This window comes from Streptomyces sp. NPDC004266, assembly GCF_042874095.1.
Classification (GTDB): domain Bacteria; phylum Actinomycetota; class Actinomycetes; order Streptomycetales; family Streptomycetaceae; genus Streptomyces.
Genome location: NZ_JBIAMM010000006.1, coordinates 451,732 through 473,783, shown reverse-complemented (window position 1 = coordinate 473,783; position 22,052 = coordinate 451,732). Strand labels below are relative to the sequence as shown.

General features: G+C 69.1%; 14 protein-coding genes. 7 read left to right on the top strand and 7 right to left on the bottom strand.

Annotation, left to right across the window (positions count from 1 at the left end; translation table 11 throughout):
• A protein-coding gene (locus ACFYUZ_RS18105) for an IS5 family transposase (RefSeq protein ID WP_389310272.1) occupies positions 1-782 on the bottom strand; the annotation gives its coding sequence in 2 pieces (ribosomal slippage) (positions 1-17 and positions 17-782; 783 coding nt annotated over the 2 pieces). This gene is flagged as partial in the annotation.
• Between the two features lie 1,215 nt (positions 783-1,997).
• On the bottom strand, positions 1,998-3,983 hold the full coding sequence (locus ACFYUZ_RS18100; protein ID WP_389310270.1) for an N-6 DNA methylase: 1,986 nt from the start codon (positions 3,981-3,983) through the stop codon (positions 1,998-2,000).
• 145 nt (positions 3,984-4,128) lie between these two features.
• Here ACFYUZ_RS18100 and ACFYUZ_RS18095 point away from each other — a divergent pair, with 145 nt between their 5' ends.
• The 4 genes from ACFYUZ_RS18095 to ACFYUZ_RS18080 all read left to right on the top strand — a co-directional run bounded on the left by ACFYUZ_RS18095 (position 4,129) and on the right by ACFYUZ_RS18080 (position 14,251).
• A complete protein-coding gene (locus tag ACFYUZ_RS18095) occupies positions 4,129-5,070 on the top strand; it encodes a serine/threonine-protein kinase (protein WP_389310268.1) in 942 nt (313 codons plus the stop codon).
• A 183-nt stretch (positions 5,071-5,253) separates the two neighbouring features.
• The gene (locus tag ACFYUZ_RS18090; RefSeq protein ID WP_389310266.1) at positions 5,254-6,516 is read left to right on the top strand and encodes a protein kinase; all 1,263 of its coding nucleotides are present in this window, start codon (positions 5,254-5,256) and stop codon (positions 6,514-6,516) included.
• Between the two features lie 158 nt (positions 6,517-6,674).
• Complete coding sequence (gene drmD / locus ACFYUZ_RS18085) at positions 6,675-9,917, top strand: DISARM system SNF2-like helicase DrmD (protein WP_389310264.1); 3,243 nt, start codon at positions 6,675-6,677, stop codon at positions 9,915-9,917.
• Complete coding sequence (locus tag ACFYUZ_RS18080) at positions 9,914-14,251, top strand: Eco57I restriction-modification methylase domain-containing protein (protein ID WP_389310263.1); 4,338 nt, start codon at positions 9,914-9,916, stop codon at positions 14,249-14,251. The genes drmD and ACFYUZ_RS18080 overlap by 4 nt, the downstream gene beginning before the upstream one ends.
• 85 nt (positions 14,252-14,336) lie before the next feature.
• Here ACFYUZ_RS18080 and ACFYUZ_RS18075 read toward each other — a convergent pair whose 3' ends face one another.
• On the bottom strand, positions 14,337-14,543 hold the full coding sequence (locus tag ACFYUZ_RS18075; protein WP_389310261.1) for a DUF397 domain-containing protein: 207 nt from the start codon (positions 14,541-14,543) through the stop codon (positions 14,337-14,339).
• Positions 14,540-15,397: a helix-turn-helix transcriptional regulator gene (locus ACFYUZ_RS18070; RefSeq protein ID WP_389310310.1), complete on the bottom strand. Its 858-nt coding sequence runs from the start codon at positions 15,395-15,397 to the stop codon at positions 14,540-14,542. Before ACFYUZ_RS18070 ends, ACFYUZ_RS18075 begins: the two co-directional genes overlap by 4 nt.
• Positions 15,398-15,580: 183 nt before the next feature.
• On the opposite strand from ACFYUZ_RS18070, the gene ACFYUZ_RS18065 reads away from it, so the two are divergent.
• Positions 15,581-16,042, top strand: coding sequence for an ATP-binding protein (locus ACFYUZ_RS18065; protein ID WP_389310259.1), 462 nt, complete (start codon positions 15,581-15,583; stop codon positions 16,040-16,042).
• A 63-nt stretch (positions 16,043-16,105) separates the two neighbouring features.
• On the opposite strand, the gene ACFYUZ_RS18060 is transcribed toward ACFYUZ_RS18065, so the two are convergent.
• Positions 16,106-16,474 carry a hypothetical protein gene (locus tag ACFYUZ_RS18060; RefSeq protein ID WP_389310257.1) on the bottom strand — a complete coding sequence of 123 codons (369 nt, stop codon included), beginning with the start codon at positions 16,472-16,474 and terminating at the stop codon, positions 16,106-16,108.
• Positions 16,475-16,658: 184 nt separating this feature from the next.
• Here ACFYUZ_RS18060 and ACFYUZ_RS18055 point away from each other — a divergent pair, with 184 nt between their 5' ends.
• A complete protein-coding gene (locus ACFYUZ_RS18055; protein ID WP_389310255.1) occupies positions 16,659-18,305 on the top strand; it encodes a hypothetical protein in 1,647 nt (548 codons plus the stop codon).
• A 121-nt stretch (positions 18,306-18,426) separates the two neighbouring features.
• The gene (locus ACFYUZ_RS18050) at positions 18,427-18,765 is read left to right on the top strand and encodes a deoxyxylulose-5-phosphate synthase (RefSeq protein ID WP_389310253.1); all 339 of its coding nucleotides are present in this window, start codon (positions 18,427-18,429) and stop codon (positions 18,763-18,765) included.
• Between the two features lie 39 nt (positions 18,766-18,804).
• Here the strand turns inward: ACFYUZ_RS18050 and ACFYUZ_RS18045 are convergent, their stop codons facing one another.
• Together ACFYUZ_RS18045 and ACFYUZ_RS18040 are read right to left on the bottom strand one after the other, a co-directional pair.
• A complete protein-coding gene (locus ACFYUZ_RS18045; RefSeq protein ID WP_389310251.1) occupies positions 18,805-19,413 on the bottom strand; it encodes a hypothetical protein in 609 nt (202 codons plus the stop codon).
• 35 nt (positions 19,414-19,448) lie between these two features.
• Positions 19,449-21,995: a DUF262 domain-containing protein gene (locus ACFYUZ_RS18040; RefSeq protein WP_389310249.1), complete on the bottom strand. Its 2,547-nt coding sequence runs from the start codon at positions 21,993-21,995 to the stop codon at positions 19,449-19,451.
• Positions 21,996-22,052: the final 57 nt, after the last annotated feature.

The following is a 22,052-nucleotide window of genomic DNA, read 5'->3' as shown; positions in this document are numbered from 1 at the left end:
CAGTGCGCATCCGAGGCGAGGAAGGCTCCGTGGAGGTCGCCGAGGATCTCCCAGCGGATCCGCAGGCGGCGGAACCAGTGCGGGTGGGCGAATGCTCTCTCCACGACCCGGCGTTGCGTGCCCGGGCCCGAGCCGTGCCTGGTGCCCCGGCGGGCGATCAGCGGCTTCACGCCGAGATCCCGGACGGGGCGGCGGTGTTTGTCGTGGTCGTAGCCGCGGTCACCCAGCACCACGTCCGGGCGGCGCCGGGGCCGGGCTCGCTTGCCCCTCACCGGCGGCACCGCCTGAAGCAATGGGATCAGCTGGGTGACGTCGTTGCGGTTGCCGCCGGTCAAGGTGGTGGCGAGCGGGATACCAGTGGCATCGGTGATCAGGTGATGCTTGCTGCCCGTCCTGCCCCGGTCAACAGGGCTGCGTCCCGTCTTGGATCCCCCTTTCAACGCCCGTATGTGGGAGCCGTCGGCGGCCGCCCGGGAGAAGCCCAGGGCGTTCACGCTGCGAAGCTTGGCCAGAAGGACCTCGTGCAGCCGGGGCCAGACTCCAGCCTCGGTCCACTCGGCCAGGCGGCGCCAGCAGGTCATGCCCGAGCCGAAGCCGAGTTCCTGCGGCAGATGCTCCCATGCGATCCCGGTGTGCAGGACGAACAGGATGCCCTGGCACACCAGCCGGTCCGGATGCCGCTTTCGCCCGGGGTGACGAGGTCGACGTTCCACCTTCGGTAGCAGCCGCTCGATCACCGCCCACAGCTCATGGTCGACTTCCCACGGCTTCGGCCGAGCCACTCCAACCCCCGGATCGTCGGTCCCGGAGTGATCCAACCATCTTGAAGATCATTTCGTTGGGAGTTCTGAGTCGGCATCCGGTCAGCATGAGTCCCCGAGCACTTCGGGACGGTTCCCTGAACAGGCGTCGGTGCAGCGCGAAACCCCAGGCAGGAAGCCGTCCAGCCCGACCGGGGCGATGTTCCTCACAAGCATCGGACGGGGGTGTCGATGTACAGTCGAGGCCGCCCTTGACCTGCACAAAGCAGGCAGGGAGCCGTCTTCGAGGAGTCCCAAGTGCTGCGTACTCTGTTCAAGTCCAAGATCTAGCATCTGGGCGTCTATACAGGTCAGAGCCCTGTTGGCGTGCCCTGAGTCAGCAAGAGGTCAGCATGTGTCGGGGGCGAGTCCTCGCTTGCTGACTTTCGTTGAGCAGACGTGGTGCGTGATCACGGTCTCATGCCCGGAGGGGCTATACGGCGAGTCGGCAGCTTCCGTGACGTTGGGCTCTTCATGACACCTCCCATGGTGACCCTGCCACGCCCACCTGGTCGGAATCGGCGACGCAGGTCGACTCAGCCACCGACTGTGGTGCACCCCTTCCGAGAGCCATGCGGTGTCGACGGGTGTGTCTTCACCTGTACCGGTTGAGGAGCGGAATACCCTGCCGGTTGGCGCTTGGCCGGGTGCCCGAGCCGGCTTTGTCGCACGTCGCCGAACGTCTCTCGTGGCCTCTTTCGGCGTGACCTGTCGGCACCAGGGGTGCACACTCGGCGTCGGAGGCCGGCGGCCAGGGAATACCAGGGACGTTGCTCACGGCGGAGTCGCGTTCGATGGTGAACTGCGGAGAACGCATAGGCGCTCCCAACGCCGCCTACGTCCATCGCCGGCTGTGACGGGACAGGAGCATCCACGTCAAGAACGTCGTTCATCCGTCTCACCTCTTAGGGCGGGATCACAGCGAACTTCAGGCCCGAGCGTTACCCGGTCCAACCGGTTAGTGACGTGATCACGACTCCAGACGGGCTCTGAAGAGGCCAGATTGCTCCGTAGGAGCCCTTGTCGGGGACGTGCGACCTCCGATAACGCTTCCTTTTCGTACTCGGCCCATCTCCCCGGCTCGTTCCGCGAGGTAGTTGCCTACTGCTCCGCCTTTTGTGCGGGAAGGAACGATCATCCTGCGGGCGGTCCCAGGGAAGCCAGAACCTTGACGTGCGGCGCCGACTGGGAAGAGAGTCAAATGCTCAGTCCGCCTGCCGCGATCCGATCGCTCATGCCGCTCACCAACCCCCTGCCCGAACTGCCGGCTGCGGTGAGCAGTTCCTCGAAAGCCCGAAGACGACGGAACGTCTCTGCGTATGCCATCTGTTTCTCCAGGGGAAGCTGGAGCACCTGGAGGCGCCGGATGTCGACCCTGGACGAACTGGAGGCGTGGGTGCCTGCCTGGCGGCCGTTGGCCGGCGCGTACAGACAACCTGCGAGGAAGTGGGCATCCAGCTTCTCCGTGTCCACCCGCAGGACGTAGAGCTGAGGGCCCAGCGCCATCGGCGGTCCTTCGTGGACCCATGCCCTGAAGGCCCGAGCCACTCCGGCGACCACGACATCGCCCTCCTCGGCGACGACCGGCGCCGAGTCGGCGGGAACCATGCCATGGGGAGCGCCGTCATGCAGGAGGTCGCCGATGGTGAGGAGTCGTACGTCGGCCCCGCGCGCCGCCGCGACCGACTCCGGCGGTTGCTGGCCGGCGCGCAGTGTCAGCGCCCCGGCTTTGGCGAGGTCTCCCACCGTCGTGACGGTCTGCGAAGCCCCGGCCTCGAACTCGAGTGTGGACAGGACTCGGGCGTGATCGGCCAGATCGGTCAGAAGTTCCCCGAAGCCACCCCATTTGAGGGTGAGTTCCTCCCTAGACGGCTCCGTCGTCGCTGCGGTGTAGCGCCCCGGGGTGACGTCCACCTCGTCGTCGAGAAGGTCGAGCAGGGGGACGCGCACCGCGCCCTTCGGCGGATCCTGGTCCACTTGGTCGAGAGCCGCCATCGACGTGAGGACGAAAGAATCGAGGCCGTTCCAGTCGGGGCTCGGCTCGCGCGTTCCTGACCTCGCGAAAAGTGTGGCGTCCACCAGGAGGACGTTCTGGTCCGGGGGAGCGGCCGCAGGACCGTCTGGTGCTGCGCGGAGGACCCACAACTGCAGGGACACGCTGTGTGGTTGGGCGCTGCCAGGGGGCAGGGAGACGACTGCGCGGAGCGCGCCGGTGCGGAGCAGCGAGCCGCGGATGCGGCGGCCCGCCTTACGCGACGCGACGGCCGGGGGAAGGACGACCACGGCTGCGCCGCCGGGCTTGAGGCGGGCGAGCAGGTGCTGCACCCATGCCAGTTCGGGTTCGGTACGAGGGGGCAGGCCGTGCGTCCAGCGCTGATCGGTGGCGAGCTCCTCGTAACCCCAGTCGCGTTCGTTGAAAGGGGGGTTGCACAGTGCGATGTCGGCTTTCGTTCCGGCGAAGGGGTCGTCTCGCAGGGTGTCTGCGATGGCGACCCGGGGCTGGATGGCGTACTCCTCGGCAAGGAACTCGAGCCGGCCGGCTGCCAACGCGGCCAGTGCCGGGTCCCGTTCGCACGCGAGTACCTCCAGCCCAGGGCTGCCGTACTCCCGCATGGTCGCGACGGCCAGGTGTCCGGTACCGCACGCCGGATCGAGGAGGGTCAGCGCGTTTTGCGCCCGACCGAGGCGGACGGCGAGGGCGATCCGAGCCATCAGCGCGGCGAGTTGCGGCGGTGTGGTGCTGAGCTGTCGGACGTGGGTTTCCAGCCATCGTTGCAGCAGGAACTCGAAAGTTTCACGCGGACCCTCTTCCCGCCCCACCTGCGCCGTTCGGACCGCCAGGTCATGGGCTTGCGCGGAGAGATCGGCAGGGGCGGTCCGCGCCTCGGGAGAGCGCATCAGACGAGCCGCCTCGGCGATGGCCAGCCCCGACTCATTCCGACTGCCGAGCGCTTCGAAGCGCGGCCAGAGGAGTTCCCGGCCGCCGACGTCCCTGAGCTTGCCATTGTCCCGCAGCCATCGCTCGACCTCTGCGAGTGAGAACTGAGGGCTGACGTCGGTACCCCCGATCCGGATGGGGAAGGAGTCGTGGCGACGCCGCCAGTTGCTCACTGCGGCTCGCCCGACGCCGGCGATCCGCGCGATCTCGGCCAGGCTGACGGGCACGGCTTCATGGGCACTCATGGTTCGGTCTCCGGGGTGTCTGGCGGCTGGGCTTGTCGGCGTTCCCAGCGACCGTTCATGCAGGGGAAGGCTACTACCCTTATTGACTTTGTTTACAGGGCGTACGTTCCATCTTGCTGTGCGGGAAATATGGAGGTCGGCAGACATGCGGGATCTTGTGCCGGGAATGGTGATAGGCGACCGGTATCGGCTGGAGTCCGTGCTGGGTCGGGGAGTGATGGGACAGGTGTGGCAGGGGCGCGACCTGCCTCTGGACCGGCCTGTCGCGGTGAAGACCGTCGCTGCGGAGTTGTTGGCCGTGGCGAGCAGTCGCGACGCCGCGCTCACACGGTTCGACAGGGAGGCGCGGGCTGCCGCGCGCCTTGATCACGCGAACGTGGCCGTGGTCTTCGACGCGTCGATCACGGACGACACCTGCTGTCTGGTGATGGAACTGATCGACGGCACCACCCTCGAGTACCTCTTCGATCAGCAGGAGGGCGGCCGATTCGACGTTCCTTCCGCCGTCGCCGTCGCCGCCCAGTTGTGCGCGGGGTTGTCCGCGGTCCACGCGGCCGACCTGGTGCATCGCGACCTGAAGACGCAGAACATCATGGTCCGACGCGACGGCATCGTGAAGATCCTGGATTTCGGCCTTGTGAAGCTGCTCGGCGACACCGACCCTCGGTTGACGACGACCGGCGAAGGCATCGGCAACCTGTACTGCGCCTCTCCCGAGCTGTTGTCCGGGCGGGACCGGCTCGACGGCCGCAGCGACCTGTACGCCGTGGGCTGTCTGCTGCACCACATGCTCACCGGGGAGGCGCCCTTCCCCACGGATCAGCCGGCGCTCCTGGCCTCCCATCACCTCGCCACGCCTCCACCGCTCGTCGCCGACGCGGGAGCGCGTGTGCCCGGAGATCTCCAGGACCTGATCACGGCTCTCCTGGCCAAGCGGCCGGAGGACCGTCCCGCGTCGGCGGCCGAGGTCTACGCAGGCCTGGCGCCCCACCTGCCGGAGCCGGAACCGGTGCTGGCCGTCAGACGGACTCCGCCCGAGGACCCGCGCCGCCCCTTCCTGGTTCCGCAGGGCCCGATGCCGCTGTGAACGACGGACGGACCACATCACGGTGAGGGTGCTTCGATCGTTGTGGCCCGCACTTTTCGGTCACGTGCGGCACGGAGGCGTCGTGGCCGGTGACAGAATGGCCTGGTCGGCCGGGCGCCGTGAGGCATTCGGCCGCAGGGAGGCGGCGGGCGCGGCAGGCGCCGGAACTAGGGGCAGGGCGCAATGCGGCGGAGCCTTGGACGGTACGAGCTGACGCACGAGCTGGGCCGGGGCGGGATGGGCGTGGTCTGGGCGGCCCGCGACCGCGATCATGACCGCGAGGTCGCCGTCAAGCTCCTCGCGGCCCGAGGCCGCGGCGCGGAGCCGAGTACGCTGGAGCGTCGTTTCCTGCGGGAGATCCGCCTGACCGGTCGCCTGCGGCACCCGGGCGTCCCCGCCGTCCACGACCACGGCACCCACGAGGGCGAGCTGTATCTGGTCATGGACCTCGTCCCGGGCCGAGCCCTGGACGTCGTCATCAAGAAGGACGGCCCCCTGCGCGTCGAGCAGGCGGCGGACGTGGCCCGCCGCACGTCCGAGGTGTTGTCCTACGCCCACGGCCAAGGGATCGTGCACCGCGACCTGAAGCCGTCGAACCTGATGCTGACCCCCGACGGAGAGATCAAGGTCCTCGACTTCGGGGTCGCCGCGGCTCTGGAGCCCCAACCCGGCGAGACCCGTTTCACCGCCGCCAACGCCGCTCCCGGCACCGTCGTCTACATGGCGCCCGAGCAGGCGGTCGGACGGACCGTGCCGGCGAGCGACCTGTACTCGCTGGGATGCGTCCTGTACGAACTGCTCACCGGCGCGCCCCCCTTCACGGACGCCAGCCCGTTCATGCTGTACCACCGACATGCCAATGATCCCGTCCCATCGCTTGCCGACCGCCGCCCCGGCGTACCGGACGGCTTGCGGACACTGGTCGGGCGGCTGCTGGAGAAGAAGCCCGAGGACCGGCCCGCCTCGGCCGAGGAGGTGGCCGCCCTCCTCTCCGCCTGGGCGCCGAGGCCGACCCGCGCCGCCGGGGCCACGCCCGCTCACCCGCGACTGGCCGAGCTGGCCGCCCTGCGCCGGGCGGGGCGGCCCGCCCGCGCCCTGGAGGAGTACCGCGCATTGATGGCCGCCCCCGGGCTCGACCGGGCGGGCATGCTCGCCGCCCGAGCGGGAGCCGCCCTGTGTGCAGGAACGCTCGGCCGCACCCGCGACGCCCTGGACGAGCTGAAGTCGGTCCTCGCCGAACAGCGCAGCCTGCTCGGGCCGGGCCACCCCGCCGTCCTCGACACCCGCTACGAGATCGCCGTCCTGCTGGTCCGCACCGGGGAACGACATGCCGCCGAGGAACTGCTGCGTCGCCTGGCCGACGAGGAGGAGACGGTCCTGCCCGTGTCCGAGGCGGGACACGGACGGAGCCGGCTGCTGCTGGAGCGGCTGCGCCGCATGGGCTGAGGGCAGCTGGTGATCCCATCGTCGCGCCATTCGTCTGTAATCTCTGTTCACAGTAAATAGTGCGTGCTAGCCTGCCGTCACGTCGTTCCGGAGGGGAGACAGGACACGGGACACTGTCTACGGACGACGGCAGGTGAACACCGAGGGGAACAGCGCCCATGACGCCAACAGCTCAGCGCGAGACCGAGCGGACGGGCGCGCAGGCGCTCCCGGAAGAAGGGAACCTGGTCGAGGTACGCGGCCAGTCCTGGGTGGTCGCCCGCGTGGAGCCGTCCCCGGCCACCGCCGACGGCGAGGAGAACCGGCGCTCCGCGAGCCTGGTCCACCTCCAGTCCGTCGCCGACGGCCGCTTCGGTGACACCCTCTCCGTGATCTGGGAGGTCGAGCCCGGCCGCCGCGTCCTGCCCGCCGGTTCCCTGCCCGACGCCTCCACGGGCGCCTACGACTCCCCGAACCGCCTCGCCGCGTTCCTCGACGCCGTCCGCTGGTCCGCCGTCGCCTCCGCCGACGCCAGGACCCTCCAGGCCCCGTTCCGCTCCGGCGTGGCCGTCGAGCCGTACCAGCTCGAGCCGGTCTCCCGGGCGGTCGGCGCGCCCCGCGTCAACCTCCTCCTCGCCGACGACGTCGGCCTCGGCAAGACCATCGAGGCCGGCCTCGTCGTGCAGGAACTCATGCTGCGCGGCCGGGCCCGCCGCACCATGGTCGTCTGCCCGGCCGGCCTCACCCTCAAGTGGCGCGACGAGATGGCCGAGAAGTTCGGCCTGGAGTTCACCATCGTCGACTCCGAGCACTGCGCCCGCCTGCGCCGCACCCACGGCACCGCCGCCAATCCCTTCCGGGTGCACCCGCTGACCATCGTCTCCCTGCCCTGGCTGCGCGGCCAGAAGGCCCAGCGCCTCCTCGACGAGGTCATCGGCGCCCCCGAGGAGAGTTCCGACGGCGAGCACAAGCGCTTCTTCGACCTGCTCGTCCTCGACGAGGCGCACCACGTCGCGCCCGCCGCGCCCAAGCAGGTGTACGCGGTCGACTCCCAGCAGACCAAACTGATCCGGCGCCTCGTCCCGCACTTCGAGCACCGGCTCTTCCTCTCCGCGACCCCGCACAACGGCTACCCCGAGTCGTACACGGCGCTCCTCGAACTCATCGACGACCAGCGTTTCGCGCGCGGCGTCGATCCCGACAAGGAAGCCCTCAGGGACACCGTCGTACGACGCCTGAAGTCGACGGTCACCAACGCCGACGGAACGCCCCGCTTCCGCACCCGCAAGCAGCGTGAACTGTCCGTCGACTACACCACCGAGGAGCGCGCGGTCCACCGCCTGCTCGGGGAGTTCGCCGAGCAGCGCCGCAGGAAGCTCACCCCGAAGGCCCGCGGCGGACGCCGGGCGGCCGACCTGGTGACGCTGTTGCTCAAGAAGCGCCTCTTCTCCTCTCCGGCCGCGTTCCTGCACACCGTGCAGGTCTACCTCTCCCATCTGGAGGACACCGGCCCCGCCCGCGGTCGCGCCGCCGCCGACGACGTGCCCGACTGGCTGGAGGAGTTCGCCGACCTCGTCGCCGACCTCGACGACACGGGCCTGGTCGACGCCGAGGACGACGCGCTGACCCGCTCCACCTCGCTCACCCCGGCGGAGGACGGCCAGGAACTGGACCTGCTCCGGGACATGGAACGCTGGGCCCTCACCCACGAGGCCGCGCCCGACTCCAAGGCCGAGGCACTGATCGCGGAACTCAAGGCCGTCTGCCGTCCCGACGGCAAGCACTGGACCAACGAACGGGTCGTGGTCTTCACCGAGTACCGCGACACCCAGAAGTGGCTCCACGACCTCCTCCAGCAGGAAGAGCTCACCGACGGGGGTCGCGTCGAGCGCCTGCACGGCGGTCTGTCCGCCGAGGAGCGCGAGCGCATCCGCCTCGGCTTCCAGACGGATCCGTCCCGCGAGGAGGGCAGGGTCCGGATCCTCCTGGCCACCGACGCCGCCGGCGAGGGCATCGACCTCCAGAACCACTGCCACCGTCTGATCAACTACGACATCCCCTTCAACCCCAACAAGCTCGAACAGCGCATCGGCCGCATCGACCGCTGGGGCCAGAAGTGCGACCCGGAGATCACCCACTTCATCGGCTCCGGCTGGCAGCAGGCCCAGGCCGGCTCGTACGAGGCCGACCTGGAGTTCCTCTCCCGCGTCGCCAAGAAGGTCGCGCGCATGGAGCACGACCTCGGCTCCGTCAACGCGGTCCTCGCCGACGCCGTGCAGCGCCGGATGACCGGCGACACCGGGCCGGTCGACATCGAGAACGCCAAGCCCAGGCCGATCAAGGGCCGCCGCACGGGCGGCGAGGTCGCGCCGGAGCAGAACGTCACCGCGCAGACGAAGCGCCTCGCCGACCAGTACGACGAGACGGTGAGCGTCCTCGGCCTCACCCCGGCCAACGTCAAGCGCGTCGTGGACACCGCGCTGGCCCTGGACAACCAGCCGCCGCTGCTGCCGTCCACGCTGCGTGCGGAGGACTTCGAGCCCGGCGACCTGTTCGACGTACAGCCCCTGTCCGGCAGCTGGGAGCGAGCGACCCGCGGACTCGCCCACAAGCTCCGCGAGGGCGAGCAGCGACCGCTCACCTTCTCCCCGGCGGTGGCCGCCCAGGGCAAGGACGACATCGTCCTCGCCCACCTCAAGCACCCGCTCGTGGCCCTCTCCACGCGCCTGCTGACCGCCGCCGTCTGGAACGCGGACCTGATCGACCTCCACCGCGTCACCGCCGTCGTCTCCGACGACCCGGCCGTGACCACGACCCTGGTCTCCGCGTACGCGCGGTACGTCCTCGTCGGCGCCGACGGCACCCGCCTGCACGAGGAGGTCCTGTACGCGGGCGGCTGGTTCGGCGACACCGGCCGCTTCCGGCGCTGGGAGTCGGTGGGCGAGCAGGGCAGGGCCCTGTCCCGGGCGCTCACCGAGGGCATCGAGGCGGCTCCTCACCTCCGCCGGGAGCTCGCCGACGCCTGGCCCAAGCTCCGCGACCCCCTCTACCGGTCCCTGGAGGCTCGCGCCGGCGAACTCGGCCGCCAGTTGGAGAGCCGCCTTGCCGACCGCCGGGCGGAGGAGGAGCGCCGTATCACCGCGACCCTCGACCGCTTCGAGGCCACCCTGCGCGCCAAGCTCAAGGAGGAGGGCGACGACGAGGGCGAACAGCTCGCCCTGCTGTCCACCCACGAGCTGACCGGCCACGAGCGCCGCCAGTTCGAGGACGACCGCCGCCGCTGGCAGGAACGCCTCGAAGGCCTCCCCGCCGAACGCGAACGCGAACTCGCAGCCATCGCCGCCCGCTACCGCGAGCCCCGCTCCCACCTCTTCCCCGCCGCCGTCGTCTTCGTGATCCCCGCAAAGGAAGCCCGCCGATGAGCCCCCGCCGCCCCATGAGCTCCGGAGTAGCCGCAGCCAAGGCCCAGGCCGTCGACGGCCGCCGGCAGCACCAGGAGTGGCTCGACCTCACCGAGGTCTCCGGCCCCTTCCTGACCATGCCCGTCCTGCTGCGCGCCTGGCCCCAGCTCGACGCCCTGGAGAAGGACGAGCGCGCCCGCCTCCGCGCCCGCCACGCCGACTGGCAGACGGACACGAAGGCGGGCCGCGACGAGTGGGTGGCGTACGTCCTGCGCCGCCTGCTGGGCTGGGACGACGCCTTGGCCTTCCGCCAGGGCGAGTCGGAGCACGACGGCCTCGACCGCCTGACCCTGCGCGTCGCGGAGCACAACACCGAGGTCCGCCCCGACTTCGCGCTGGTGGAACCGGGCGCGGAGCTCGCGGCCGAACCGGACGTGGCGTCGGCGGCGAAGCGGGTACGCCTGCTGGGCATGACGGTTCCCGCGGGCGCCGCGCCCACGGCCCGCGTCGGCGGTGGCGGCGACTGGTCCGCGGCCCCCGCCGACCGCCTGGCCCGCCTCCTGCGCCACCACGGCGTACCGCTCGGCCTGGTCACCGACGGCCGCTGGTGGTGTCTGGTCTGGGCCCCGCTGGGCGGCGTCACGACGACGGCCGTCTTCGACTCGATCGGCTGGAACGAAGCCGCCGAGCGGAACGTGGTAAGGGCCTTCGTCTCACTCCTGCGCCGCCGCCGCTTCTTCGAGTACGACGATGCCGAGACGCTGGTGGGCCTGCTCAAGGCCAGCCTCGCGGCGGGCGAGGACGTCACCGAGGCCCTCGGCGTCCAGGTCCGCCAGGCCGTCGAACTCCTCGTGGACGCCATAGGGCGCGCGGACGTCCGCGCGGTCGAACACGGCGCACCGGGCCTCCACGCCTCCGGTGTCGGCGCGGGCGAGGTCTACCGCGGCGCGGTCGCGGTCATGATGCGCATCGTCTTCCTCCTCTTCGCCGAGGAACGCGGCCTGCTCCCCGCCGACAACGAGGTGTACGCCCGCTCCTACTCCGCCCGCTTCCTGCGCGACGAGCTGAAGACGCGGGCGGACGAGGAGGGCGAGACGTCCCTCGAGCACACGACGTCGGCCTGGCACCGCCTGATCGCCCTCTTCCACGCCGTGCACGGGGGAGTGGACCACCCCGGCTCCGGCTTCCACCTCCCGGCGTACGACGGCTCGATCTTCGACCCGGACAAGTACCCGTGGCTGGAGCGCACCACCCCGCTCCTCCCCATCGACGACCGCACGGTCCTGCACATGCTCCAGGCGGTCCAGGAGGTCCGCGTCGGCAAGGGCAAGGCCCGCGAGGTCCGCACGCTCAGCTTCCGCGCGCTGGACGTCGAGCAGATCGGTTACGTGTACGAGGGCCTGCTCTCGTTCGACGGCCGCAGGGCCACCGAGCACATGGTGGGCCTCATCGGCCCCGAGGGCCTGGAGCACGAGGTCGCGCTGCGGGACCTGGAGACGCTGGCGGCGAAGGCCGGCGGCTCCGTGAAGACGCTGGCGAAGTCCGTCTTCGAGAAGTGGAAGGACCCGAAGCCCCCGGCGACGGCGGGCCAGCTGGAGAAGAAGCTCGCCCCCCTGGGCGCGGAGGACGCGGCGGAGACACGGCGCCGTCTGAACGCCGTGACCAAGGACCCTGCCCTCACGGAGCGGCTGCTGCCCTTCGCCGGCATCCTCCGGGACGACCTGCGGGGCCTGCCGACGGTGATCCCAAACGGCGCGCTGTACGTCACGGAGTCGTCCCTCAGGAAGAACACGGGCACGCACTACACGCCCCGCTTCCTGGCGGAGGAGGTCGTGCTGCACGCCCTTGAGCCCCTGGTATACGAGCCGGGCCCCCTCCAGACGGCGGACACGGGGGAGTGGCGCCTGAAGTCGACGGACCAGATCCTGGACCTGAAGGTCGCGGACATCGCGATGGGCTCGGCGGCGTTCCTGGTGGCGGCGTGCCGTTACCTGGCGGACCGCCTGATCGAGGCGTGGGAGTCCGAGGGCCGCGCGGACGCGATGGCGTACCGGGCGGGCCGGGCCGTGGAGGCGGTGACGGCGGCGGACGCAGAGCAGGACCCGGTGGTGGTGGAAGCGCGCCGCCAGATCATCGAGCACTGTCTGTACGGCGTCGACATCAACCCGATGGCCGTGGAGATGGCCAAGCTGTCGCTGTGGCTGGTGTCGATGGACCCGGGCCGCCCGTTCACGTTTCTGGACGACCGGCTGGTGGCGGGCGACTCGCTGCTCGGTGTGCACACCATGGAGCAGATCCAGTCGGTGCACATGAAGCCGGGCCGCCAGACCGACATCCTGGCCGAGCAGGCACGGCAGTTGGTGGACCAGCTGACGCGTGAGCGGTTGGCGATTACGGCCATCAAGGGCGTGGACCTGCCGGCGCTCCAGGAGAAGCGACAGCGACTGGAGGAGGTCAACCGCCACTCGCGGAGGCTGCGGCTGGTGGGGGACCTGATCGCGGGCGCGGCCATTGCTACTTGTGCCTCGGGGCGGGTGCCGTGGTACGAGGCGGAGGGCGGCGAGCGGGTCCGGGACCTGTTCCCGCGGGCTGCGTTCATCGTGCAGCGGATCATGGAGGACGGGGTCGAGGACGACTCCGATGTGGTGAGGGCGGCTCGGGCAACTGTGGAGAGGTGGCTGGGGGCGGAGCTGCCGGAAGAGGCTTTGGAACGGCAGCCCGTGCATTGGCCGCTGGTGTTTCCAGAAGTGTTCTCGCTGAGGGGTGGTTTCGACGCGATCGTAGGAAATCCCCCCTTCCTCGGTGGGAAGAAAATGACCGGCGTTCTGGGGGAAGCTTATCGGGAGCATCTGGTGGAGCACCTGGCGCATGGTGTGCGCGGTCATGCCGATCTGGTTGCCTACTTCGCTTTGAGGATTCACCAGCTGCTGAATAAGAATGGTCATTCTGGAGTTATTTCCACGAATACCCTGGTTCAGGGGGACAGTAGGCAGGTGGGGTTGGATCAGATTGTCTCTTCTGGGGTGGAAATTCGGCGTGGTCTAAAGAATGCGGTGTGGCCGACGAAGTCGGCGTCCCTGAAGTTCTGCCTGGTCTGCACCAGTCAAGCGCCCGTGCGGTCTGGCGTCAGGATGCTGGGTGGGAGGGTGACTTCGCGGGGGATCTCTTCGTCGCTGAATCCTGAAACGCGAGCCAGTGGCTCGGTTCAGCCGCTGGAGGCAAGCGGTGGCTTGACCTTTACCGGATCGTATGTCCTGGGTACGGGGTTCGTTGTTTCTGAGGAGCGTGCTCAGGCGTGGATCGCCGAGGACGATCTCTACCGGGATGTTCTATTCCCGTACGTAAATGGCAAGGCCTTGAACTCCACTCCGGGGCACTATGACGGTCGCTGGGTCATCAACTTCCATGATTGGGGCGAGTCTCGGGCCCGTCAGTATGCAAGGGCTTTTGCTCAGATCGAGAAGGAAGTGAAGCCGGAGCGTCAGCGCCGGAATCTCACGGGAGAGTATGTGCTGAGAAAGCCACTCCCGGAGAGGTACTGGCAGTATGCCGAGAAGCAGGCTGCCATGGTGCGGGCGATCGCTCCCCTGGCGCACTGTCTTGTTCTTGCGCGATCGAGCGACTTGGTGATGCCGGCATATCTTCCGTCCACTTCGGTGTTTTCCGAAAAAACCGTGGTGATTGCTTCGGACAGCTTTGGTCTACTTGCCTTCTTGAGTGGAGCGGCCCACTATTGGTGGGCAATTGATCGTGGGGTGGCAGAGCCGAAGGTCCCTAACTATGCTCCGACTGACATTTTCGAAACTCTAGTGAGGCCGACGCTGACCGATCGCCTTTGGTCGGCTGGAGAACGCCTGGATGCGCACAGGCGATCAGTCATGGAGGCTCATGGGGTTGGGATGAAGGATGTGTACAACCTTTTCCACGACGAGGCATGCCAGGATGGAGGCATCGTTGAGCTTCGCCGCATCCACGAGGAGATCGACAAGGCGACCGTCGAGGCCTATGGATGGGATGACCTCCTGGATGACTTCGGGCGTACTCCGCCCACGGATCCGACGTACGAGAGCTTCCCTCTCCACCACGGCTTCCACGAGACCGACCAGGGAACCCGCTACACCATCGGCCTCCTCGCCCGGACCGAGATCATCGACCGCCTTCGCCAGCTGAACCACCAGGCATACGCCGACGAGGTTCACCTCGGGCTGCACAAGGGCGTGACGGAGAAGAAGGCGCGGGAGAAGCACCCCGACCTGCCTCCGCCTTCCCCTGAGGCCATCCGGAAGCGCAAGGAGCAGCTTGCCGCGCGGGGTGGGTCGGATTTCGGTGAGGGCGCAGAGGGCGCCCTGTTCTGAGCCGGCGGCATGAGAACGGACTCGCTCACGTCACCCCAAGTGACGTGAGCGAGCCCGTTGTTCCGTGCGGAAGCCGTTCCCGGCCCTACTCCACCGCGAGCGCCACGAACGCCGCCCACTCGTCCCGGTTCACCCGCAGTACCGGTCCGCCACCCACGACCTTCGAGTCCCGTACGTACACGGCGTCCAGGCCGGCGGCCACCTCCACGCAGTCACCGCCGTCCGATCCGCTGTAGCTGCTCTTAAACCAGTGCAGCCCGTCTCCGTGCTCGGCCATCCGCTCCACGCTCATGTCTCTCCCACCATCCGTTCGATGAGTCGCGCGGACTCCTCGACGTTCAAGGCCTGTGATCGCAGCTTGCCATACCTCAAGGCAAAGGCACTGACCTCGGCGGTCTCTGTGACGACGCACCCGACGCCCTGAGACTCGAAGTACCCGAGTTGCTTGTGCTCGTGCGTCTCCAGCACCACGAATGGACCGTTCTTCCCCGGATGGAAACCTCGTCGAGCGGGCATGACCTGGACCTCGACGTTCCGCGACGCGGCCACCTCCAGAAGTCGTTGCCACTGGGCGCGCATCACGTCTGGGCTGCCCACCGGATCGCGCAATGCCTCCTCGCTGATGATGAAGGACAACTCCGCGAGCGGCATCCGTGTGAGCAGCTTCTGCCGACTCAGTCGCGCTTCCGTGTGCTGATCGATGATCTCCTCGCTGAGTGGCGGACAGTGCCCGGCGAACACAGCCCTTGCGTAGCCCTCCGTCTGCAGCAACCCCGGCACCAGCAGCGGATCGTACGAGAACCGGCTCACGACCTCCGCCTCGATCAGCGCGAAGTTCCTGAAGAACCTCGGCAACTTCGCCCGGTCCACCTCCTCCTGGAGCGCCTCCAGCACCCCGCCCGCCTCCAGCACCCGCTCCACCGCCGTCGTGAACGCCGCCTTCGCCGGCCGGCGTCCCTGCTCCACCGACGCGACCTGCTCCAGCGAGTAGCCGATCGCGTCCGCAAGCTGCTGCTGACTCAACCCGGCCCGCTTCCGCAGGTACTGCAACAGCACCCCGTACGCCGACCACACCCCCGGTAGATCGGGTCGCTCGTCCTTGGTCTTCGTAGCCCGCCCCGTCCGCACAGTCCCACGCCCTTCCATCCCGCTCTGCGCCCCGCCGCGGCCGTACTCGCCGCCGGTCCATGTCCAACGTGACGCGGCGGAACCGGGACACGCGCCGAGCCCGTACAACGCCCGTACAACCAAGCCCGCAACCACCAACCAAGGACGACGTACGACCGTCGTGCCTGGTCAGAGAGCCATCCACCCCGCCACGCTGACACCGTGACTTACCATCACCTCACTGACGAGGCCACGCCGCTCCTCGCCCCCGCCCGCCAACTGGCCCTGCGGTTCAGCGGGACGAGACGTGGTGCCCGTCTCGCCCGCCGACTCGCCGTCCAGCAGCTCACCGACTGGACGGCCTTCCCGTACGACTCCGACCCGGCCCGTGCCGTCGCTCTCGTCACCGCCGAGCTGGCGTCCAACGCCATCCGCCACGGCAGCCTCCCCGGCCGGGACTTCCGCCTGGCGCTGCTGCTCCTGCCCGACCATTACCGCATCGAGGTGACCGACACTCGCCCCGAGCGGCTCCCACCGCCTTTGGCACAGCAGCCTGCTGACGAGACCTCCGGCCGAGGCCTGTTCCTCGTCCAGGCCCACGCCGACCGCTGGGGATGCGCGGTCCGCAACCCGTACACCAAGACCGTCTGGGCGGAGGTGCAGCTTCGCGCCACGGGTTCGTGACACCCACCCTTCCGCCCGGAAACCGGCCGGCCGTCGTCGCCGCAACGTCGGCGAAAGAGACCGTCAGCGGTCGGCGTAGTGCTTCGCCAACTTCTTGATCTCCTCGGTCCACAGCAGCACGTCGTCGCCCGGCCGCTTGTACGGCGTGCGCCGGGCCAGCTTGAAGAAGCCGCCGGACGGCCAGCCGCTGTCCTTCAGCACCACGAGTGCCGACAGCAGGGGCAGCGACCCGTCCGGGCTCTCCCGGACCGAGGCGTCCTCCAGGAGGTACGGCATCGGGCCCTCGTGGGCGGGGACGTAATGGCCGAGCCGGGCCAGTTCGCCGCTCAGATCGCCGTACGGAATGGGAGCCGCGCCCTGGCGGGCACGTGACCGCAGGATCTCGATCACGGCCTCCAGAGCCTGCTCGTACTCCAGCGTGCCCTTCTGCATGTGCCCTCCCGACCTCGGAATCCGACGACTGCCGAATCTATGGCACCGGCGACGAGGCTGGGGTTCGGATGCGCGAAGTAGACGTCCATCTCTTGTGAACTGAGTGCATGAATCACATACTGGTGTCGATCAACCGTCGCCCGCCGCCTCGGCAGGCAGGGCGTCGTGGCCCGAGAGGGGATTCGTGACCGGCTCAGACGGCAGGCTCGTGCAGACCGCGGTGATCGGGAGCCGGAACTCCGGCCGCGCGATCATCCTGCCGACCGACGCGGACGAACTGACCCGCTGGCGCCGGCGCCACCCCGCCTACACCTACTGGTGCGGCATCCAGCTCGGTGGCTGCGGCCATGAGCTGTCGGACCGTCTCTACCGCGACAAGGTCTGCCACTTCGCCCACCGGCCCCACACCTCCTGCCACCGTACGGCCACGGGCGCGGCCAGCGCGGACCACCTCTTCATCAAGGACGACCTCGCCGCCTGGGCCGGACGCAACAGGCTGAAGGGGAAGGTCACTTCGCGCGACCTCGGATCCGGTCCGGGAGACGCCGTCGACTTCCGGGCCGGCGCGGCCGGGCAGCAGCACGTGCGCTTCCAGTTCAGCAGGCTCGCGCACACCGAGTGGCAGCGGGCCCGCCGGAAGCTCTCCGGCGGCTCGGCCACCCTCGACTGGGTCTTCGGTCCCGGCGCGGCTCAGCCGGAGACCATGGAAGAGCTGTACGACGAGTACGGATACCTCCTCCGTTTCCGCTTCGAGACGCACGGTGCCGTACGACGTATCCGCCTCCGGGCGGAGGATCCCCGGCGCAGCACCGACTGGGTGCCCCTCGACGCCTGTGCGATGACCCCGGCGGGACTCCGGATCCCGGGAGCGGAGCCGCGACGGCGTTCGGGGGCGCGCCCCTCCGCCGAGGCGGTCGTCGGGCGCGGTGCGGCGCCGGCGCCGCGATCCCGTGAGGAGCAGGTGCTCGCGTTGAGAGAGGCGCTGATGAGTGCCGCGCGGTTCCGGACCAGGTCCACCTGGGAGGCGCTGGCCCGAACCGCCGGACGTGATCTGCTCGGGCTGTCCGCCCCGGACCGTGCCGGTCTGCTGACCCTCGTGGACCAGGACTGCGGCAGTGAGGGAAGCCCGCTGCTGTCGGCGCTGATCAGGACCGGGGAGGGGGACCCGCCGCCCTACGTGGGGGACGTGGTCGCCGCCGTCGGCTGCGGGTTTCCCGCGACGGCGGCGGTGCTCAAGCGATGGTGCCAGCGGGAGGCGGACCGGGCGTTCGCCGTGTACGGGATGCCGTCCCGCACGGCCCCACCGCGGCTGCCGCTCACCTCGGACGGTCAGCTCGCCGCCCAGCCGAGTGCGGAGCCTGCTCAGCACCGGACCATCGTCCATGTCGAGGGCGGACCGGTTCGACAGTCTGCCGCCCGACCGAAGTCTGAGGGCCTCCCCGGCGTTCCGCTGCTTCGTGACACGGAGATCCGGCACGCCTTGCGCAGCGCACGGCAGAGACGCGGGCCCAGGCCCAGGTATGCCGCGGCCCTCATGGCGCGAGGGGAAGAGGCGCTGACGAGGCTTCCTGAACCCCAACGCACCGAACTGGTGGCCGAGATGGCGACCACCCGCCGCTGGCTGGACAGTCGACCGGACACATCGGCGCAGAAGCCGAAGCCGAGCCGGCGCACGAAGAAGGCCGCGAACGCGAGAAAAGCCGCCGAGGCAGCGAAGCAGGCGGCGCGCGCCCAGAAGGCGCGGCAGGGGAAGAAGGCGAAGGACCCGTTGCAGGGCGCGCGTCCCCTGCCCGGAGTCGGCGACACCCGACCGGAGAAGAAGACGAAGTGAGCGGCGTTTCCGGCATGAGCGCCGCCCTCTGGGCCATGGGCGGTAATCGCCCCGCTGAACCTGAACCTCAGAGACTCGAGATTCCGTCGAGTCCCACCCTGGAAGCGCCTACCCTGCCCGCATGTCCCACGCGAAGACCTCGTACGTCTGCCTGCCCTGCCGGGCCTCGTACAAGCAGCCCTACGACAGGGACAGGGAGCGGATCTGCCCCCGCTGCTCCCTGCCGCTGGTCCACGTCGGTTCCGCCTTCGCCGCGCCCCGTCGCCGGGACACGGCGGCCTGGCGGACCCTGTCCGTGCTGCTGCACGCCGGGGTCCGTTTCCACAAGAGCTGCTGCGGCGGGCCCGGTTACCGCCCGCGTACCCTGAGCGAGGTCCGCGAGCGGATGACGTACGCCCGGCGCAGCGGCGAACCCTTCGCAAGGTCACTCGTACGGTACGAGGTGCCGTCCTCCCCGTAGCGCGGGTGAGGTGAGCGGCCCTGCGCCGACCGGTCTCCCTCAGTCCTCAGCCGGTGACAACCAGCCGATGTGCCGCAGAACGGGCACGATCCGGAAGTGGATGAAGGCGATCACCGGTGTCTCGGCATCCTCGGCGGGGAAGAACAAGGCGTGTTGGAGGGGCTTCTCGTGCTGTGGGTCGTCCAGGTCCACAGGAGGAAGATCCGGTCGGTCGAACGCGGCTTCCAGCTTGACGCCCTTCCGAGCGGTTAGTTCTCTGAGATGGCGCAACCCCATGGCGTTCGCGAGGTCCCCTGTGGTGAGGGACTTCTTGATCCGTGGCCTGCCCTGCGCATCGACGTACGTGGGGAACACCATGACGCGCAGCTCCCCGCGCTGTGGGGAGGCGCTTATCCCGGAGCGCAGCCGGTTGTGCAGATTGGAAAGGGCGGCGGGCATCTCGGGGACGACCGTGGGCTTGTGGAGCACCAGATCGCGCTCGCCGTTCCCCCAGCGGTTGTCGTGCACCGTCAGCTCAGGTTGCCCGGGGACGCGTATCTCCCACTCGACGGCGGTCGCCCTGGAGATTTCTCCGGAACAGGTGGTTCCGCGCTTCTCGATGCTCCTTCCGTCGTTCAGGGCCAACGTGAGATCGCTCAACAACCGCACGGGTGATGCCTCCTTCGTGAAACCCCGGCACGCATTCAGTCCCTCCGTGCCAGATCCAGCGCCGCCACTCCGACGAACCAGTCCAGTACTTCGCAGACCTCTTCGCTGTGCTCCTCGAAGACGGTGACCGGGAAGGACGGGCGCAGTTCCAGCTTCGCCTCGGGCAGGTCGATGCCGTCGATCCTGTTCAGGCGGTTCAGGAGTTCCCGGCGCTGCTCCGTGTCGTCGAAGGGACTGCGGCTCTTCAGGTACTGGAAGACCACCTCGACCGTTCCGCTGACGGGGTAGATCCCGACCGGCCACACCTGGTGCGGCCGGTGGCCGGTCCCGAGGTCCAGCATGGGGAAGCAGCTCGTCTCCTCGTGCCGGCCGTACGTCACGTGGCCACCCTGACGGCGCCAGAAGTCGAGGGCCGCCACGACTCCGGGGTGCGCGGCAGGCCAGCTCTCCCGTAGCTGCGTGAGGAACCGCTCGGCCGCCACCGCGTCCTCCCCGTCGGGGAGCGGGTCGTGCACGGCGGGCTGTGCCACGTCCCTGCCCAGCAGGGTGGCCAGCTCGGCGGCGGACAGGCGCTGGGACGGATGGGCCCGTCCCGAGGGGTCGAAGCGCACTCCCTCGCTCGCCAGCAGCTCCTGCGGCGGCAGCCGGTCGCTGCCGTCCGCCCAGCGGAACGACGGAGAGATCCTCCCCTCCGCGGTGAGCACCCGGTAGGCGCCGATCACACCCGTATGGGACCCCAGATAGGCCCCGACGGGCACCGGGTGGCTGCCGATCAGCTCCGCGACGTCGCCGTACGTCGTCCACGTGCCGCTCGGCATCGCCACCAGAGCGGCCCGCAGCTCGACCCAGCCCGGCGATTCCTCGCCGGACGGCTTGACCCCGCCGATCGGACCGGGCCAGAGCCCCACGGCGCGGTCGGCCAGGCGATCGGCGCGTTCCAGGATCTGTTCCTTGCCCCAGCGGTGCGCCGAGGAGATCTCGAGATTCATGCGCAGGGCACTGGAGTCGAGGATCTGCTGCTTGCGCTCGAAAGGATGGTTGGAGAGCTTGCCGTTGTCACCGGTCAGCGTCAGATTGCCGAGCGTGTGCACCAGCAGGTCGTGCAGTTCCTGCGGGGTCTGGTTCGGCTCCGTCTCCTCGGCGAGCAGGTCGAACCAGGCCGGAGCGGGACGCTGGGGCAGGACGTGCTCCACGCTGAGGGACGCCTTGGCGAAGTCCACCGGCTCGGAAGCGCCGTAGCTCTCCTCCAGGCGGCGCAGGATGTAACCGCGCTGGGGAGGCCGCCCGGACCAGTAGAACGGCTTGGTGCGGACCGCCTCGCGCAGCTCCTCGTCGGTCGGCCAGCGCCGTCGCCGGCCGGACAGGAACCGCCTCACCGACTCGGCGACCGGTCGGTCGGTCTCGAGCTCCTTCGGTGCCTCCATGAAGATGCGGTTGAGGTTGTTGGTCGGCGTCTGGCAGATCAGACGTCGCACCAGGTAGGACTCGACGTAACCCAGCGCCTGAGCCACGTCGTCCGGCGTCGTCCTGCCGGCGTCGAGGAGGTCCAGCAGGTGCAGCGCGAGCGGGTAGTGGATCTGACCGCCCCAGGCGACCAGCCGTTCCAGGGCCGCCCGGAGGACGGGAGACCGCTCACGCGTGGGGTCGACGATCCGCAGGAACCGTCCGGCCCGCTGCGCGAGCTGCTCGATCTCCTGCTGCAGAGCTTCCTCATCGCCGGCCAGCGGCTGGAGCCTCTTCTGCTGCTCGCGGTAGATCTCGCTCTGCTTGGTCTTGTAGTGGCCGCGCACCACCAGGTCGAGCCAGACCAGGAGTTCCAGGTTCTTCGGGCCGAGGCTCTGCTGCATGGGCAGCCACAGTTCCTGGTAGATCCGCTCGCCCCGCTTGGGCAGCAGCATGAACACGTAGTTGCGCAGCAGATCGCTCTGGCTGAGCCCGACCCCCGTGTTGTTGATCGACTCGAAGATCCGGTACACGTTGTCGCCGGGCTCGGCGGTGATCTCCACGATGGAGAGCAGGTCCTTGAGCACTGTCTCGACCGTGGCGGCCCATTGCTCGGCGCCCGCTTCGTGTCCTTGGGCGAGCGCACCGCGGAAGAACCGGTAGGCGGCCCCGATGTTGTCGCCTCCGCCGGCGTCCGCCCGGGACTGAACACAGGCGGTGTACGCGTCCCGGTCCGCCTGAGTGGGCAGCAACCGGTAGTGGTCCGCGCCCTCGTGGAACTCGTTGACCAGTATCTGGCGGTGCACCCGGTCCACCCCACGCGCGTCACCCGTCTCCTTCAGGTGGTCGCGCAGCGCGGTGAAGGCCAGCATCAGCGTGGTCAGCCGCTGCTGTCCGTCCACCACCAGCCACCTCTGCACGCCGCCCGCCTGGATCTGGCCGGGTGCAAGCACTACGGAACCCAGGAAGTGCGGCGCGGCCGGCTCGCCGGCCAAATGCTGGTCGACGAGTTCCCCGATGTCCTCCCACAGCCGCTGGAGCTGTTCCCCGCCCCAGCTGTAGGTGCGCTGGTAGAGCGGCACCTGGAACTGCTTGTCCCCCTGGACGAGCTTGAGGAAGGTGATCTCCTGGGCGCGCATGCGCCTCCTTTCCCTACGACACCCCTGATGGGTGCGTGAGCCAAGCCCGTTCGTGTT

Excerpts from the sequence above, each read along its gene's own strand:
- ACFYUZ_RS18100 (WP_389310270.1), bottom strand. The coding sequence starts at position 3,983 with ATGAGTGCCCATGAAGCCGTGCCCGTCAGCCTGGCCGAGATCGCGCGG.
- ACFYUZ_RS18095 (WP_389310268.1), top strand. The coding sequence starts at position 4,129 with ATGCGGGATCTTGTGCCGGGAATGGTGATAGGCGACCGGTATCGGCTG.
- ACFYUZ_RS18090 (WP_389310266.1), top strand. The coding sequence starts at position 5,254 with ATGCGGCGGAGCCTTGGACGGTACGAGCTGACGCACGAGCTGGGCCGG.
- drmD (WP_389310264.1), top strand. The coding sequence starts at position 6,675 with ATGACGCCAACAGCTCAGCGCGAGACCGAGCGGACGGGCGCGCAGGCG.
- ACFYUZ_RS18080 (WP_389310263.1), top strand. The coding sequence starts at position 9,914 with ATGAGCCCCCGCCGCCCCATGAGCTCCGGAGTAGCCGCAGCCAAGGCC.
- ACFYUZ_RS18075 (WP_389310261.1), bottom strand. The coding sequence starts at position 14,543 with ATGAGCGTGGAGCGGATGGCCGAGCACGGAGACGGGCTGCACTGGTTT.
- ACFYUZ_RS18070 (WP_389310310.1), bottom strand. The coding sequence starts at position 15,397 with ATGGAAGGGCGTGGGACTGTGCGGACGGGGCGGGCTACGAAGACCAAG.
- ACFYUZ_RS18060 (WP_389310257.1), bottom strand. The coding sequence starts at position 16,474 with ATGCAGAAGGGCACGCTGGAGTACGAGCAGGCTCTGGAGGCCGTGATC.
- ACFYUZ_RS18050 (WP_389310253.1), top strand. The coding sequence starts at position 18,427 with ATGTCCCACGCGAAGACCTCGTACGTCTGCCTGCCCTGCCGGGCCTCG.
- ACFYUZ_RS18040 (WP_389310249.1), bottom strand. The coding sequence starts at position 21,995 with ATGCGCGCCCAGGAGATCACCTTCCTCAAGCTCGTCCAGGGGGACAAG.